Origin of the sequence: Serratia grimesii (genome assembly GCF_900186025.1) — a bacterium.
GTDB lineage: Bacteria > Pseudomonadota > Gammaproteobacteria > Enterobacterales > Enterobacteriaceae > Serratia > Serratia grimesii.
Genome location: NZ_LT883155.1, coordinates 2,264,019 through 2,279,379, shown reverse-complemented (window position 1 = coordinate 2,279,379; position 15,361 = coordinate 2,264,019). Strand labels below are relative to the sequence as shown.

Annotated in this window: 16 protein-coding genes and 1 other annotated feature; of the genes, 2 read left to right on the top strand and 14 right to left on the bottom strand. The window is 50.7% G+C overall.

The features are described 5' to 3' along the window. Nucleotides 1–379 precede the first annotated feature (379 nt). The 4 genes from btuD to SGBXF1_RS10760 form a co-directional block, all read right to left on the bottom strand. Nucleotides 380–1,135, bottom strand: coding sequence for a vitamin B12 ABC transporter ATP-binding protein BtuD (gene btuD, locus SGBXF1_RS10775; protein WP_037418589.1), 756 nt, complete (start codon nucleotides 1,133–1,135; stop codon nucleotides 380–382). A gap of 22 nt (nucleotides 1,136–1,157) precedes the next feature. Beyond that, nucleotides 1,158–1,709: a glutathione peroxidase gene (locus SGBXF1_RS10770; RefSeq protein ID WP_186428352.1), complete on the bottom strand. Its 552-nt coding sequence runs from the start codon at nucleotides 1,707–1,709 to the stop codon at nucleotides 1,158–1,160. 41 nt (nucleotides 1,710–1,750) lie between these two features. After that, entirely contained in the window at nucleotides 1,751–2,758 is a 1,008-nt protein-coding gene (gene btuC, locus SGBXF1_RS10765; RefSeq protein ID WP_186428351.1) for a vitamin B12 ABC transporter permease BtuC, read from the bottom strand. 176 nt (nucleotides 2,759–2,934) lie between these two features. Next, nucleotides 2,935–3,357 (bottom strand): DUF2502 domain-containing protein, encoded by a 423-nt coding sequence (locus SGBXF1_RS10760; RefSeq protein WP_130380422.1) that lies wholly within the window; start codon nucleotides 3,355–3,357, stop codon nucleotides 2,935–2,937. Nucleotides 3,358–3,591: 234 nt separating this feature from the next. Between SGBXF1_RS10760 and SGBXF1_RS23950 the strand changes: the two genes are divergently transcribed. Further along, nucleotides 3,592–3,723 carry a hypothetical protein gene (locus tag SGBXF1_RS23950; RefSeq protein ID WP_037418578.1) on the top strand — a complete coding sequence of 44 codons (132 nt, stop codon included), beginning with the start codon at nucleotides 3,592–3,594 and terminating at the stop codon, nucleotides 3,721–3,723. A 213-nt stretch (nucleotides 3,724–3,936) separates the two neighbouring features. Here the strand turns inward: SGBXF1_RS23950 and ihfA are convergent, their stop codons facing one another. The 8 genes from ihfA to thrS form a co-directional block, all read right to left on the bottom strand. Next, nucleotides 3,937–4,233: an integration host factor subunit alpha gene (gene ihfA, locus SGBXF1_RS10755; protein ID WP_004943604.1), complete on the bottom strand. Its 297-nt coding sequence runs from the start codon at nucleotides 4,231–4,233 to the stop codon at nucleotides 3,937–3,939. A gap of 4 nt (nucleotides 4,234–4,237) precedes the next feature. Next, the gene (gene pheT / locus SGBXF1_RS10750) at nucleotides 4,238–6,625 is read right to left on the bottom strand and encodes a phenylalanine--tRNA ligase subunit beta (protein ID WP_186428350.1); all 2,388 of its coding nucleotides are present in this window, start codon (nucleotides 6,623–6,625) and stop codon (nucleotides 4,238–4,240) included. A 14-nt stretch (nucleotides 6,626–6,639) separates the two neighbouring features. After that, the gene (pheS, locus tag SGBXF1_RS10745; protein WP_037418571.1) at nucleotides 6,640–7,623 is read right to left on the bottom strand and encodes a phenylalanine--tRNA ligase subunit alpha; all 984 of its coding nucleotides are present in this window, start codon (nucleotides 7,621–7,623) and stop codon (nucleotides 6,640–6,642) included. A gap of 121 nt (nucleotides 7,624–7,744) precedes the next feature. Beyond that, nucleotides 7,745–7,867 (bottom strand) — a sequence feature (Phe leader region). Next, nucleotides 7,819–7,863, bottom strand: a complete 45-nt coding sequence (gene pheM, locus SGBXF1_RS10740; protein WP_130383008.1) for a pheST operon leader peptide PheM — start codon at nucleotides 7,861–7,863, stop codon at nucleotides 7,819–7,821. It overlaps the preceding feature by 45 nt. Nucleotides 7,868–7,982: 115 nt before the next feature. After that, nucleotides 7,983–8,339, bottom strand: a complete 357-nt coding sequence (rplT, locus tag SGBXF1_RS10735; RefSeq protein ID WP_004943595.1) for a 50S ribosomal protein L20 — start codon at nucleotides 8,337–8,339, stop codon at nucleotides 7,983–7,985. Between the two features lie 43 nt (nucleotides 8,340–8,382). Then, on the bottom strand, nucleotides 8,383–8,580 hold the full coding sequence (gene rpmI, locus SGBXF1_RS10730) for a 50S ribosomal protein L35 (RefSeq protein WP_004931418.1): 198 nt from the start codon (nucleotides 8,578–8,580) through the stop codon (nucleotides 8,383–8,385). Nucleotides 8,581–8,678: 98 nt separating this feature from the next. After that, a complete protein-coding gene (gene infC, locus SGBXF1_RS10725; RefSeq protein WP_013812633.1) occupies nucleotides 8,679–9,230 on the bottom strand; it encodes a translation initiation factor IF-3 in 552 nt (183 codons plus the stop codon). A 3-nt stretch (nucleotides 9,231–9,233) separates the two neighbouring features. Then, entirely contained in the window at nucleotides 9,234–11,162 is a 1,929-nt protein-coding gene (gene thrS / locus SGBXF1_RS10720; RefSeq protein ID WP_037418568.1) for a threonine--tRNA ligase, read from the bottom strand. Between the two features lie 875 nt (nucleotides 11,163–12,037). Between thrS and SGBXF1_RS10715 the strand changes: the two genes are divergently transcribed. Further along, nucleotides 12,038–12,727, top strand: a complete 690-nt coding sequence (locus SGBXF1_RS10715) for a MarC family NAAT transporter (protein WP_037418566.1) — start codon at nucleotides 12,038–12,040, stop codon at nucleotides 12,725–12,727. Nucleotides 12,728–12,763: 36 nt separating this feature from the next. Here SGBXF1_RS10715 and SGBXF1_RS10710 read toward each other — a convergent pair whose 3' ends face one another. Beyond that, nucleotides 12,764–13,897 carry an ABC transporter substrate-binding protein gene (locus SGBXF1_RS10710; RefSeq protein ID WP_061807571.1) on the bottom strand — a complete coding sequence of 378 codons (1,134 nt, stop codon included), beginning with the start codon at nucleotides 13,895–13,897 and terminating at the stop codon, nucleotides 12,764–12,766. A gap of 149 nt (nucleotides 13,898–14,046) precedes the next feature. Beyond that, entirely contained in the window at nucleotides 14,047–15,330 is a 1,284-nt protein-coding gene (locus tag SGBXF1_RS10705; protein ID WP_037418560.1) for an SLC5/6 family protein, read from the bottom strand. Nucleotides 15,331–15,361 lie beyond the last annotated feature (31 nt).

Below are 15,361 nucleotides of genomic sequence, written 5' to 3'. Positions count from 1 at the left end.
ACTTCTTTTAATGACACTGTAGATCTCTTTTATTTAACGAATATTAAACGCCAGAGAGAATCGTTCCTGGTGGATTAACTGCCAATGTACGGCCGCAAGCTTAACTAAACCTTAAGATGCGATTTATTATCAGTTAACTATCTGATCTGCGAGGGCCATCATCATAAAATTAAATTGATTTAAGAATCAATTAGTTATAGTTATATATAATTATTTACTTATTGTTTTTGAACTTAATCATCGTAGCACGTCAGCGACGGTTTTCAAGATTGGATAGACAATTTTAAGCAAAAAGGGAAATAACGCCGGTCGTTACCCGGCTATTTATATCGGGTCCGTTTAATTTTCGTTTAGCACGAATTTTAACCGCACTAACAAACTATGCTGTTTTGGTCATAATCCAACGTTGATCGCCAACCGCCTGCAGGTGAAAATCCACGTCATAAATTGTTGAAAGCAATAACGGCTCCATCACTTCCTGCGTGGTTCCTTGGGCAACCAAGCGGCCTGCATGCAATAACCAAACTCGGTCAGCCTGCTGTAACGTATGATTGAGGTCATGCGCGCAAACTAATGCACTGCGCCCACTCTGACAAAACTCTCGCAACAACCTATCCAAAGCAACCTTCTGTGCCACGTCCAAACTGTTCGTCGGTTCGTCCAGCAGTAGCAGTTGGCTCCGAGGATTGACAGTCGGCCAGGCTTGCAGTAATACGGCCGCCAGACGCACCCGTTGCCATTCTCCGCCGGATAATTGAGTCAACATACGGGACAATTTGTCCATCAGTTTTAAACGCTGACAGAGATAAAGAATGGTACTTTCCAGAGCTTCTTCTGCAGCACCCGCCGGTCGATGCAGTTCCAGATATTGGAAGACGGGCATGAGCGCCACAGGAGGTTGTTGTTGGCTCAAATAGGCACGGCGCAACGCCAGCGCATTGCCCTGATAGTCTTCCAATCGCTTCCCGGCGAGCAAGATATCCCCCGTACCTGGCAATATCCCCGCCAGTCGCGCCAGCAGCGTGCTTTTACCGGCACCGTTCGGACCAATAAGGTGAAACTGCAACCCAGCATCGACCTGTGCTGAAAACGGAGCAAAACGCCCTTCTACCCCAACCTGACTGAGTTGCAGCATGCTTAATTACCACTCCTTCTTTTTATTTGGCCAACGCCTGTTTAATAGCGGCAACCAAGGCAGGATCTTCCGGCGTCGTGTCCGGGGAGAAACGCTGAATCACAGTACCATCACGCCCGATCAGGAATTTCTCAAAGTTCCACAAAATATCACCGGTTTGCTTCGGTGCCCGGCCCTTGCTGCTCATTCGCGCCAGGAACTCACTGCCTTGCGGTGCAACGGCTTGAGGTTTTGCAGCAATCAATGCCTGATACAACGAATGTCGGTTTTCACTGTTGACTTCGAGTTTGGCAAACATCGGGAACTGGACGCCAAAGGTGCCACGGCAAAAAGCCAGGATTTCTTCGTTGCTCCCTGGCTCCTGCCCCAGGAACTCGTTAGACGGAAAGCCCAGGACTTCGAAGCCTTGTTCCCGATAGGTTTCATACAAAGCTTCCAGCCCTTCGTACTGTTTCGTCAGGCCACACTCAGATGCCACATTAACCACCAGTAACACGCGGCCTTTATACGCACCCAGCGTGGTGGATTGGTTTTGGATGGTATTCAGTGGAATGTCATAAATCGGTTGAGTCATGGATTTTATCCTCTTGTTTTGTTTGCAGATGAACAGAGAAACTACCTTACGCTTTTTACCCGGATCAGTAACCAGATAAATAGAGGTGCACCCAGCGTAGCGGTCACTACGCCGATGGGTAATTCAGCCGACAGCAGAGTAATGCGCGCCATGACATCGGCCGCAAGCAATACGCCGGCACCGGCCAACGCACAACCCGGTAATAAATAACGTTGATTGGTCAGGCCACTGAGGCGCAGTATATGCGGTATCACCAACCCGACAAAACCGATCACCCCCGCCAAGGCGACGCTAACCCCCACCAACCAACCAATCGCTAACACCAACAGATTGCGCCAGAGGTGCAGAGAAAGACCAAGCTGGCGTGCTTGTACTTCACCCAGCGCCATAAAGTTCAGCGCCTTGCCCTGAACGCACAACCACAACAATACGGGCAACAGCGCCAACACCAACCATTTCTGCCGCCAGTCAACGCCGCCGAATCCTCCCATCATCCAGTACATCAGCTGGCGCAAATCCAGGCTGGAACTGAAATATACCGCCCAGGTCATCACGGCACTGCACACAATCCCCAAGGCAACGCCGACCAGCAGTAAACGCGCATTGGTCAAGCGCTTGCGCCGCGCAAAGCTGAGCAACAGGAACGTCATTATCAGTGCACCGGCAATAGCACTTAGGCTCATCATCGCCACCGGCAGCAGACCGTTCCCCAGCAACACCGTTAGCACCAGCGCTACGCCAGCGCCATTTGCAACCCCCAGCAAACCGGGTTCAGCCAACGGATTCTCAAATAGCGCCTGCATTACCGCACCAGCAACCGCCAAACTCGCTCCCACCAACATCACCGCCAGCGCACGGGGCAAGCGTAATTGCCAGACAAACAGCTGCGCCGCGTCACTCGACCACTGCGTGGGCCAAAGCCATACATCACCTGCACTGAGGCTGAAAACAAAAGCAACAGCAACGCCCAACGTCAACAACATGAGATGCCGTTTATCGCGATGACGCTGCTTGTGCAGCAATAAGGTAAAAGTCTGGCGGGTTGACATAAGTGTGGCGATTCCCTGCAAGCCGTGATCAGCGGCCGAATAATTGACGTCTGGGTCAAATATTAGGGGGTTAGGCTCAGAAGGGAAAGCATTGCATAAGGATAACAGCAGGAAAACAGCGGCTAAACCTGCCCACTACCCGCAGGTGATGGCAAGATTAGCCGCCGTTAAATCAATTAGCGGCGTGGGTCGTTATTGTTTTGCGGATAGGGTTTGCCGTGACCATTGTCATGGTCGCGGCCATTATCGCGGTCACCATTGTCATGATGATTGCCGTTATCACGATTATCACGTTCACCGTGGAACGGGTTACCGCCCCGCTCAGGGCCACGATGATCATATCCGCGCGGCGGCGAGGATTGCCAACGACCACCATCCCAATACATACCACGGTTGTTGCGTTCCCCTACACCGCGGCCCTGGTGTTCATGCCACCACTGTGGTGGGCGCCAGTCGTAACCATCCCAATAGTAGCCGCGACGGTCCTGATCCCCCAGGTGCACCGCAACACCCGGTACGTTGATATCGATAGAGACATCCGCCTGTGCCACCAGCGGTAGCAGCAGCGGTAAACACACCAGCAACAGGATCTTTTTCATTTTACGCTCCTACTTTATTTTCTCGCTGAGGTGGTTATATCAGCACGTTTATTTCACGCCTATCTCACCAAAGCCTATTTTCAGATCGTTTTCATCTCCCTTACACAATCCATACAGTCAAATTTCCGTTATTTAAATAATTATAGCTGCTAACAACGTTTAACGAATAGCTGACGTACTGGGTACCCTACCGACACTTATAATTAAACTGACACCCACCAGAGAGATATTATTATGATTAAGCGTATTGTACTGCTGCTGACCGTCGCTGTGCTGACTACGGCGCTCAGCGCCTGTTGCTTCGGGCCTTACGGTGGTGGACACCGGGGAGGCGGTGGCCCAGGTCACTACTACAACCATTATTGATTATTAGGGGCTTCGGCCCCTTTTATTTATAATGATCAATAATAAAAAATAACCATAAGAATAATCCGCAAACGATATATTATTTTATAGCTAAAAATCCCATCAACAATTAATACTTGAGAATATTTCCTCCATTTTAATTTAAGAATAAACTGGGTTTAATACACAAAAAGAAAAAGGCCGCAAAAGCGGCCTTTTTTGGTTGCACGTAACTTACTCTTTCGGGCTTGCGTTCTCTACCCGACTTTTCAGCTTTTGTCCCGGACGGAAAGTGACCACGCGGCGCGCCGTAATCGGAATGTCCTCGCCGGTCTTCGGGTTACGCCCCGGACGTTGGTTTTTGTCACGCAAATCAAAATTGCCAAAACCTGACAGTTTCACCTGCTCACCGTTCTCAAGAGCACGACGGACCTCTTCGAAAAACAGTTCTACCAGGTCTTTGGCATCCCGTTTGCTAAGCCCAAGCTTTTCAAACAGGTGTTCTGACATTTCAGCTTTAGTAAGCGCCATAGGTTCAATCCCTCAAGGATGCTTGGAATCGCTGTTTTAGAGCCTCTACACATTTTGCAACGGTAACGGCTATCTCCTCTTCTTCCAGTGTACGAGCGGTATCCTGCAATACCAGACTGATAGCCAGGCTCTTATAACCCTCTGCCACGCCCTTGCCACGGTACACATCAAACAAGTTTACGCCAACTACCTGATTTGCGCCAACTTTCTTACACTCTGCCAAAATATCTTCTGCGGGGACGTTTTCAGCCACCACAACAGCGATATCACGGCGGTTTGCCGGGAAGCGAGAAACCTCCCGCGCTTGAGGCACGGCGCGGCTTGCGACCTTGTTCCACTCCAGTTCGAACACCACGGTACGGCCGTTAAGATCCAGTTTACGTTCAAGTTCCGGATGAACTACACCGATGAAACCTACACGTTCACCTTGGAAATAAATGCCCGCACTCTGCCCTGGGTGCAATGCCGGATTGGTCTCTGCCTTGAACTGAATTTCGGATAATTTACCGGTCAGCTCCAGAACAGACTCCAGATCCCCTTTTAAATCATAGAAGTCGACAGGCTTACGCGCCAGATCCCAATGTTCTTCATGCGTATGACCCGCAATAACCCCTGCTAGCATGACGTCCTGGCGGATACCCAGATTTGCCGCAGTATCAGGTACAAAGCGCAGGCCGCTTTCAAACATGCGCAGGCGCGTTTGCTGACGATTCTGGTTATAGACGACCGCAGACAGCAAGCCAGTCCACAGAGACAGACGCATCGCAGACATTTCTACCGAAATTGGGCTTGGCAGAATCAAGACTTCTTCGCCCGGGTGCAGTAAGGCCTGAACTTTAGGATCAACAAAGCTATAGGTGATGGCTTCCTGGTAACCGTGATCGACCAGCATGGTCTTCACACGCTTCAGCGTCAGATCCGCTTCACGGTGCTTGGTCATGATCAGATCAGCGCGTACCGGTACGTCAGGAATATTGTTGTAGCCGTAAACACGCGCCACTTCTTCCACCAGATCTTCTTCGATTTCCATATCGAAACGCCAGCTTGGCGCAACCGCCAGCCAGTTATCGCCCTGCTCGGTCACCTGGCAGCCCAAACGACGCAGAATGTCGCTCACTTGTTCACTTGGCACAACGTGACCAATCAGGCGATCCAGTTTTTCACGACGTAAAGTAATGGTGGCACGTTTAGGCAGTTCGCTTTCAGTGGTCACATCAATGACCGGGCCAACCTGACCGCCGCAGATATCAATCAACAGACGAGTCGCACGCTCCATTGCTTTATATTGCAACGCAGGATCAACGCCACGCTCGTAACGGTGTGATGCATCAGTGTGTAAGCCATGGCGGCGCGCACGTCCGGTAATGGACAACGGGCTAAAGAATGCGCACTCCAGCAGTACATCCTGGGTGGATTCGTTGACACCGGAATGTTCACCACCGAAGATGCCCCCCATCGCCAAGGCTTTTTGGTGATCGGCAATCACTAAAGTATCGGCGTTCAGTTTGGCTTCGTTACCGTCCAGCAGCGTCAGGGTTTCACCTTCGCTTGCCATACGCACCACGATACCGCCTTCAATGCGGCTCAGATCGAAGGCATGCATGGGTTGCCCCAATTCCAACAGTACGTAGTTGGTCACATCAACCACGGCATCAATGGAGCGGATGCCGCAACGACGCAGTTTTTCACGCATCCACAGAGGGCTGGCAGCCTTAACGTTGATGCCTTTTACGACGCGGCCAAGATAGCGTGGGCACGCCTGAGGCGCATCAACACGAATTGGCAGCGTATCATTAATGGTGGCGGCTACCGGGCTCATATCCGGTTCGATCAGCTCGACCTGATTCAAAACGCCAACATCACGTGCAACGCCAATAATCCCCAGGCAGTCTGCACGGTTCGGGGTTACGCTGATTTCGATTGCGTTATCGTTCAGCTTCAGATATTCGCGAATATCTGTTCCGATAGACGCGTCTTCCGGTAGCTCAATGATACCGTCATGATCGTCGGTAATCCCCAGTTCGGAGAACGAGCAAAGCATACCTTCAGAGGGTTCGCCACGCAGCTTAGCGGCTTTGATCTTGAAGTCACCCGGCAGTACTGCACCCACGGTTGCAACAGCCACTTTCAAGCCAGCACGGCAGTTTGGTGCGCCGCAGACGATGTCCAGCAGACGATCGCCACCCACGTTAATCTTGGTTACGCGCAGTTTGTCCGCGTTCGGATGCTGACCGCACTCAACAACATGGCCCACGACTACGCCATTGAAGGCACCAGCTACAGGCTCCACGCCGTCCACTTCCAGGCCGGCCATAGTAATTTGATCGGATAATGCTTCGCTGCTGATGGCCGGGTTTACCCACTCGCGCAACCAGAGTTCACTGAATTTCATGTGATATTCCCGCCTTACTTAAACTGTTTGAGGAAACGCAGATCGTTTTCGAAGAACGCGCGCAGATCGGTAACGCCGTAACGCAGCATCGTCAGACGCTCCATACCCATACCGAAAGCGAAACCAGAATAAATTTCCGGATCGATGCCCACGTTGCGCAGCACGTTCGGGTGAACCATGCCGCAGCCCAGAACTTCCAGCCACTTGCCATTTTTGCCCATCACATCCACTTCAGCGGAAGGTTCGGTAAACGGGAAGTAAGAAGGACGGAAACGAACCTGCAAATCTTCTTCAAAGAAGTTATTCAGGAAATCATGCAGCGTCCCCTTCAGGTTGGTGAAGCTGATGTCTTTATCAACAATCAGGCCTTCCATCTGATGGAACATCGGGGTATGCGTCTGGTCGTAATCGTTACGGTACACACGACCTGGTGCAATAATGCGGATTGGCGGCTGCTGGTTCTTCATCGTACGGATCTGCACGCCGGAAGTCTGGGTGCGCAGCAAGCGCGTAGCATCGAACCAGAAGGTATCGTGATCAGCACGCGCCGGGTGATGACCCGGGATATTCAACGCGTCGAAGTTGTGATAGTCATCTTCAATTTCCGGCCCGGTCTCCACGGAGAAGCCCAATTCGCCGAAGAAAGCTTCGATACGATCGATAGTACGCGTCACCGGATGCAATCCACCATTTTCCATACGGCGGCCCGGCAAAGAGACGTCGATGGTTTCTGCGGCCAGACGCTCGTTCAACGCGGCAGATTCCAGCGTGTTTTTACGCGCGTTCAGCGCTTCCTGCACCGCCTGTTTCGCCTGGTTGATCACGGCACCGGCAGCCGGGCGATCTTCCGCCGGCACGTCACGCAGCGATTGCATCTGCAAGGTGAAATGACCTTTTTTGCCTAAATATTCGACGCGTACCAAATCTAACGCGGCAACATCCTGGGCATCTTCTACGGCTGCCTTGGCATTGGCAACCAGCTCTGCGAGATGTGGCATTGCTTTCCTCTTCCTCTGGCCGATATGGCTCTAAGTAATTGTTATCTATTATTCGAACACGCCTTTAGCGCATCTCCAAAGCATTTCAACTTGCCGTCAGGCAATAATGAAGATGGCTAGAAACAAAAAAGCCTCCACAAGGGAGGCTTAGGCGCTACTTTTCGTTTCTTTTCTTACGCGCAAAGCCTCCTGAGTTCAGGCGCTAAAGTAAAAAAAGAAACGAAAAATAGCAGCTTTCATGATTGCGTTACCTAGTCAATGATTGTCCACCAGTGATATAGCGGTGGTCAATAAAAGTCAATGTGTGTAGCTGAAAAACAAAGATTAAAGAGGGAGCAAGCTCCCTCTTTATAACTGACTTACGCCAGTGCTGCTTTCGCTTTCTCAACCAGTGCGCCAAAGGCCACTTTGTCGAAGACTGCGATATCAGCCAGGATCTTACGGTCAATTTCAATAGAAGCTTTTTTCAAGCCGTTAATGAATTTGCTGTAAGACAGGCCGTTTACACGTGCAGCTGCGTTGATACGTGCAATCCACAGCTGACGGAACTGACGCTTACGTTGACGACGGTCACGGTAAGCATACTGACCTGCTTTGATTACTGCCTGGAAGGCAACACGATAAACGCGCGAACGGGCACCGTAGTAACCTTTCGCTTGTTTTAAAATTTTCTTGTGACGTGCGCGTGCAATTACACCACGTTTTACGCGAGCCATATGCTCTCTCCTAAAGTCTTATTCTAGATTCAAAAAAAAAGGTTTATGCGTACGGAAGGCACGCGGTAACCAGGACCAGATCGTTTTTAGACACCATGCCTTTCGGACGCAGGTGACGTTTACGCTTGGTTGCTTTTTTGGTCAGAATATGACGCAGGTTAGCATGCTTGCGCTTAAAACCACCGCTGCCGGTTTTTTTGAAGCGTTTGGCTGCACCACGTACAGTTTTAATCTTTGGCATTTTAATTAAATCCACTTCGCATTGTTAAACAACGAATCAGTTAGGCGAATAAAACCCACACAACGCAAGCGCTGCGTGAGTTCTATTACTTGGAGGCCTTACTGCCTCTTCTTCGGTGCGAGCACCATGATCATCTGACGGCCTTCGATCCTCGTAGGGAAGGATTCGACAATGGCCAAATCAGAATCTTCACACAGGTCTTTACGGACGCGGTTAAGCACTTCCATACCGATCTGTTGGTGCGCCATCTCACGCCCACGGAAACGCAGGGTGATTTTGGCTTTATCGCCATCTTCAAGAAAGCGAATCAGGTTGCGTAGTTTTACCTGATAGTCGCCATCATCGGTACCAGGACGGAATTTGATTTCCTTGACCTGAATAACTTTTTGCTTCTTCTTCTGTTCTTTTGTCGACTTGCTCTTCTCGTAGAGGAATTTGCCGTAATCCATGATTCGACAAACTGGCGGTTCGGCATTTGGGCTGATTTCTACTAAATCAACACCCGCTTCCTCAGCTTTTTCAAGAGCTTCATTCAGACTGACAATACCAATCTGCTCGCCATCGACGCCGGTTAGGCGAACTTCTTGCGCGCGAATTTCTCTGTTAATGCGATTAGGACGCGCCGGTTGAACTCGTTTTCCGCCTTTAATACTTTATTCCTCCAGTTGATGAAGACTACGGCTGCGAATCTCTTTCAGCAGCTTGTCTACGACTTCATTTACGTCCAGGCTTCCCAGGTCTTTGCCACGGCGGGTACGAACGGCAACTTTGCCTGATTCGACCTCTTTATCACCGCACACCAACATGTAAGGAACCCGTCGTAAAGTATGTTCGCGAATTTTAAAGCCAATCTTCTCATTTCTCAAGTCCGCTTTCACGCGAATACCTGCGTCCTGCAGTTTTTTGGTCAATTGCTGGACATAATCAGACTGACTGTCGGTGATATTCATCACCACCACCTGCACCGGAGCAATCCAAGTCGGGTAGAACCCTGCGTATTCTTCGGTAAGGATACCGATGAAACGCTCCATGGAGCCCAAAATAGCGCGGTGAATCATTACCGGAACCACGCGATCGTTGTTTTCGCCAACATACGACGCGCCTAAACGACCCGGTAAGAAGAAATCGAGCTGCACGGTACCACATTGCCATGCACGATCCAAACAATCATGCAGAGTAAATTCAATTTTTGGTCCGTAGAAGGCACCCTCACCCGGCTGATATTCAAACGGAATCCCGTTTTCAGTCAGCGCGGCAGCCAAATCTTCCTCTGCACGAGTCCACATATCGTCAGTACCGATACGCTTCTCTGGGCGGGTTGAGAGCTTCACAGCAATCTTGTCGAAACCAAAAGTGCCGTACACATCATAGACCATTCGGATGCATTCGTTTACTTCGGCACGCACCTGCTCTTCTGTACAGAAGATATGGGCGTCATCCTGAGTAAAACCACGCACACGCATCAAGCCATGCAGTGAACCTGACGGCTCATTGCGGTGGCAGCTGCCGAACTCACCCATACGCAGTGGCAAATCACGGTAAGACTTCAAGCCCTGATTGAAGATCTGCACGTGTCCCGGGCAGTTCATTGGCTTGATGCAATACTCGCGGTTTTCCGACGAGGTAGTGAACATGGCATCTTTATAGTTTTCCCAGTGGCCGGTTTTTTCCCACAGCACACGGTCCATCATAAATGGCCCTTTCACTTCCTGATACTGGTACTCTTTGAGCTTCATACGCACAAAGGCTTCCAATTCACGGAAAATAGTCCAGCCGTCGTTGTGCCAGAACACCATACCCGGCGCTTCTTCCTGCATATGGTACAGGTCAAGCTGCTTGCCGATCTTGCGGTGGTCACGCTTAGCCGCTTCTTCCAGACGCTGCAAATAGGCATTCAGCTGTTTCTTATCTGCCCAGGCAGTACCATAGATACGCTGCAGCATTTTGTTTTTGCTGTCGCCACGCCAGTAAGCGCCAGACGTTTTCTGCAATTTGAAGTGATGGCAGAAACGCATGTTCGGCACGTGCGGGCCGCGGCACATGTCGACGTATTCTTCGTGGTGATACAGGCCAGGACGGTCGTCATGGCTGATATTCTCATCCAGAATCGCCACTTTGTAGTTTTCACCACGCGCAGCAAAGGTGTCGCGAGCTTCTTGCCAGCTAACCTTTTTCTTGATGACGTCATAATCTTTGTCAGCCAACTCATGCATCCGCTTTTCAAGCAGATCCAGGTCTTCCTGCGTCAGGGTACGGTCAATATCAACGTCATAGTAGAAACCGTTGTCAATCACTGGGCCGATAGCCATTTTGGTGTCTGGCCACAGTTGTTTGATCGCATGGCCCAACAGGTGCGCACAGGAGTGGCGCATGATTTCCAGACCTTCGGCGTCCTTGATGGTGATGATCGCCAGTTGCGCATCTGATTCGATCAGATCGCTGGCATCAACCAATTCACCGTTTACACGGCCAGCAATACAGGCTTTCGCCAAGCCAGGGCCGATATCAAGGGCAACATCCAGGGGGGAAACGGCACGGTCAAAATGACGCTGACTTCCGTCAGGAAGAGTAATAACAGGCATTAATAATTCCTTATCTACAGTGGTGACCCACACGACAGATCACATGAAGAAATACAAAATCGTTTAAATACATTATGTTATGAACGCTATTCAACTTTACCCTGCCGAATATATGCCCTCATGAACACATAATGCATATGTGCCATGGTGCGACGCCATAACGGAACGAACAGTGTAACACTATGATTAGCGCGCCATCTACCCGGAGTTTGTTGCCACGCTTCTAATGGGGAAAGTAAGAGGCCGTCTAAGCCAGAGTGTCTATTCTGCAATCAAGGCACCTGGCCTCACCGCACTAAAATAAAATATTTAATAGTAATCAGTAGGTGTGAGTTACAAAGCCCTAACCTCTTAAATTGGGATCTAGAGACAAGGATGCCAACACACCGAAATTTTGGATGTCGCCACCCCAAATCGGTTCAGAGTAGACAAGCAAGAATATTGCGTAAATCAGCTATGGCGAACATGCCCCGCTCCCGCTATCCTGATGCCATTAACGGCAGAGTTGAGACAGCATCCCGCATCATGAATCGGTTATTGAAGTTACTCGTTGGTGCCTGCATCGTGTTAGTGGCTATTTTTGCGCTGTTGCACCTGGGGGCAGACCGCCACCCAAGAGCCATTGCGGTGAACGAACCCCCAATGGAGTGTGAGGATACACAAGAGATAACCAGCGATTGTGTGAATGACGATGATGCAAATACTGACGCTGTTCCTGAGCTAACCCCCTCCAGCACTCAGGGATAATGAGCTGCGAACACCATTCCTCTATATTTACAGGTCGATTTCCCTCCCGTTGCCGCTGAACGCGCGACAAGTTAGGGTATGACTTTATGCTGCGTCACAATATTCACTGAAAACAGGAAGTCTGATCCATGACGAGTATTCTGCAGTTATTCCAGGCCATTGGGCTGGGTTTGGTGCTACTGCTGCCGCTGGCCAATCCACTCACCACGGTCGCGCTATTGCTCGGGCTATCGGGCAACATGACGCGTGAAGAGCGCAATCAACAATCATTGATGGCGTCAGTCTATGTGTTCTTCATCATGACAGTGGCGTTCTATGCCGGTCAGTTGGTCATGAACACCTTCGGGATTTCTATTCCCGGCTTGCGTATTGCCGGTGGGTTGATCGTGGCATTTATTGGCTTTCGTATGTTGTTCCCTCAACAACACGCGGAAGAGGCGCCCGAGATTGAAACCAAGAATAACGAATTGCGCAAGAAAACCTCCGTCAATATCGCTTTTGTCCCACTAGCGATGCCCAGCACCGCTGGCCCGGGGACCATTGCCATGATCATCAGTTCGGCCTCAAGTGTGAAAGAAAACACACTGGGATTTGCACACTGGGTACTGCTGGTCGCCCCCGTGTCTATCTTCCTGACGGTCTCGTTGATCCTGTGGGCCTGCTTGCGCAGCTCCGGCGCTATCATGCGTCTCGTGGGTCAAAGTGGCATTGAGGCAATATCTCGACTGATGGGGTTCTTACTGGTGTGTATGGGTGTGCAATTTATTATCAACGGCATATTGGAGATCATCTCTACCTACACCCCTGCCGTCGCCTAATCCGTTTAACGGGCGCGATTGCCGCGCCCGCTTCACTTATTTACCTGCCGGCGCCTGCGCGCCTAAAATCCCCTTACCTTCCGGCACTTCGGTAAAACGACTGAGGATCTCACTGTAGGTTTTCGCCGGGTCCAAATCCTTGAACTGATTCGGATAGATAAACTTCGCCAGATACTCTAGTCCAACGATATTGTACGGATGATTGTAGAAGTTGTGATAAATGCCATAGAAGCGACCGTCTTTTACCGCGGAAAGCTGGGCAAAGCCCGGACGCTGTTTCATTCTGTTGAACGCATCATCCACCTGCTGTTGCGTCACACCGTAGCCAAAAGGCACTGCGGCGTTGGTTTTACTGGCCCACTGGGAGCCGGAAACAATATAGGCATCTGGCTTCATGCTGATCACTTTCTCAAGCGATACGTCGCCCGTCGCGCCCGGTAACAGTTCCGAACCCACATTGCGTGCGCCTACCGCTTCAATCATCCCACCCCAGCCGACATGTGCATGCGTGAAACAACAAGACTCCAGCCCATTCAGGCCGGCTTTCGCCTCAATAAATACCAGAGGCTTTGGCTCTACCGTTTTGGTTTTATCGAGGATGCGCTGATAGTGCTGCTGATAAAAGTCCGTGTACTGTTTCGCTTCACTTTCACGGTTTAGCGTTTCCCCCAACAGGGTGATGCTTTTCGGGGTGTTCTCCACTGGCTTAAGCATAGTATCGATAAACAACACCGGGATATTCAGTGCTTGCAGCTTGTCCAGTACGCCAGTCTGGCTCAGGGACGGTTTAGAACGCAGCTGCGCCACCATCAAATCGGGATGCTTAGCGATGACGCTTTCCAGATTAACCTCGCCCTTGTCGCTGAACCCCATATCAATAATGTTGTTTGCTTCAGGCCACTTACTTTGCAGGATTTTCCAGGTCTCGCCATCACTTTTCTTCAGCAGATTATTCCACGCCACCAGACGGTTAAAGGGATCGGCGCGGTCAAGCAAGGCCAGGGTCAGAATATCGCGACCGTCCTGCACCACAATGCGTTTAGGCTCTTGTTTAATGGTCAGAGTTTGACCGGCGGTATCCGTCAGGGTGAGCGGATAAGTGGTCGCCATCGCCTGAGCAGACAAACCACAGGCGCAGGCTAAAGCCAACAAGGTCATTCGACGGTGCACGTAACACTCCTTAGCGTAGGAAATTAATCCAGAAATAATAATGAGAACTGCTCCCATTATCAAAGAGAACGCCAGGCGAGTTTTCGGTTAATTGAAAAGAGATGTGAACAGAAACAAGGTGGTGCGCCGGAACCGGCGCACCACTGAGATTAAATCAGGCCGTATATTAGCGCCGACAACGCAATCAGCCCCATCACCAGTACGAAGATATTGCTTAACGCACGATAGCGACGCATTGCAGGTACCGCGCGTACCGCATACATCGGCAGAATAAACAGGATCGCTGCGATCAGCGGGCCACTGATGGTTTCGATAATATGCAACGCACTTGGGTTCCAGACGGTCGCCGCCCAGGTCAGCAGGAACAGTAACACAGCGGAAATTCGGTGCGTAATACGCGAGCTTAAGGGTTTACCAACAGCACGTGTCACGCCGTCAATCAGACTGGTCGCTCCCTCGGTCACGCCCAGTGAGGTACCCAGATAAGACTTGGCCATCGCCAACATCGCCATCATCGGGCCAAGATAGGCGATCAATGGGTTAGAGAATTTGTTCGCCAGCGTGGTCAGCACGGTTATGTTTTGTTCTTTTGCCTGCTGCATATCCTCATGAGACAGACTTAACACGCAACTGAAGACAAAGAACAGTACCGTGACGCAGATCAGGACGTAGCTGTAGCGCATGATACGTGCGCAGCGACGTTCAGCCAGATCGCCATACAGGCTCTTTTGGGTCGAGGCAAACGACGAAATGATCGGCGCATGACTAAAAGAAAATACCATTACCGGTACAGCCAACCACAATGAATGCCATAAATCAGGGCTGTTGAATTGCGTGTTGGCCAGGCCACTGACAAAGTTGGCCGTTTGCCAGGTTGGCATCAGGTACAGTGAAATACCCATCAAAAACACCAGCAGCGGGAACACCAGCATCCCCATCGCCGAAACAATGGCGTCTTTGCCACGCAACAGAACCAGGTTCAACACAACCACAACGACCAGGCTCAACCAGATACGTGGCAATGGCGTGATATGAAACTGATGGATCAGGAAACTGTCGAGCGCGTTGGTAATCGAAATACTGTACACCAGCACAATCGGGAAGAACGCCATCAGGTACAGTACCATGATGATTTTGCCGGCCAGTACACCGAAGTGCTCAACCACTACATCATGGATATTGCCGTCGCGGCTGGAGCCGGAAAGTACAAAACGGCTCAGTGCGCGGTGGGGTAAATAGGTCAGTGGGAAGGCAAATAACGCCATCAGTACCAGAACCAACGGGCCGTTCAACCCGGCATTGATTGGCAGGAATAACGTGCCTGCACCCACCGCAGTGGCGTAAAGACCAAACATCCAGACGGTGTCAGTCTTATTCCATTTGCCCGGCTGGGCCGAAGCCAGCGTGCCTGAATCGGGAGAAATCGTACTCATAGGAAAGCTTACCTTAATCTGCGGCGACAAC

Bases quoted from the DNA above. Each gene is read 5' to 3' on its own strand.
- SGBXF1_RS10770 (WP_186428352.1), bottom strand. From the start codon at position 1,709: ATGACTCAACCGATTTATGACATTCCACTGAATACCATCCAAAACCAA.
- pheT (WP_186428350.1), bottom strand. From the start codon at position 6,625: ATGAAATTCAGTGAACTCTGGTTGCGCGAGTGGGTAAACCCGGCCATC.
- rplT (WP_004943595.1), bottom strand. From the start codon at position 8,339: ATGGCTCGCGTAAAACGTGGTGTAATTGCACGCGCACGTCACAAGAAA.
- ihfA (WP_004943604.1), bottom strand. From the start codon at position 4,233: ATGGCGCTTACTAAAGCTGAAATGTCAGAACACCTGTTTGAAAAGCTT.
- SGBXF1_RS23950 (WP_037418578.1), top strand. From the start codon at position 3,592: ATGATTAAGCGTATTGTACTGCTGCTGACCGTCGCTGTGCTGACTACG.
- rpmI (WP_004931418.1), bottom strand. From the start codon at position 8,580: ATGCCAAAGATTAAAACTGTACGTGGTGCAGCCAAACGCTTCAAAAAA.
- SGBXF1_RS10705 (WP_037418560.1), bottom strand. From the start codon at position 15,330: ATGAGTACGATTTCTCCCGATTCAGGCACGCTGGCTTCGGCCCAGCCG.
- pheS (WP_037418571.1), bottom strand. From the start codon at position 7,623: ATGCCACATCTCGCAGAGCTGGTTGCCAATGCCAAGGCAGCCGTAGAA.
- thrS (WP_037418568.1), bottom strand. From the start codon at position 11,162: ATGCCTGTTATTACTCTTCCTGACGGAAGTCAGCGTCATTTTGACCGT.
- SGBXF1_RS10760 (WP_130380422.1), bottom strand. From the start codon at position 3,357: ATGAAAAAGATCCTGTTGCTGGTGTGTTTACCGCTGCTGCTACCGCTG.
- btuD (WP_037418589.1), bottom strand. From the start codon at position 1,135: ATGCTGCAACTCAGTCAGGTTGGGGTAGAAGGGCGTTTTGCTCCGTTT.
- SGBXF1_RS10715 (WP_037418566.1), top strand. From the start codon at position 12,038: ATGACGAGTATTCTGCAGTTATTCCAGGCCATTGGGCTGGGTTTGGTG.
- btuC (WP_186428351.1), bottom strand. From the start codon at position 2,758: ATGTCAACCCGCCAGACTTTTACCTTATTGCTGCACAAGCAGCGTCAT.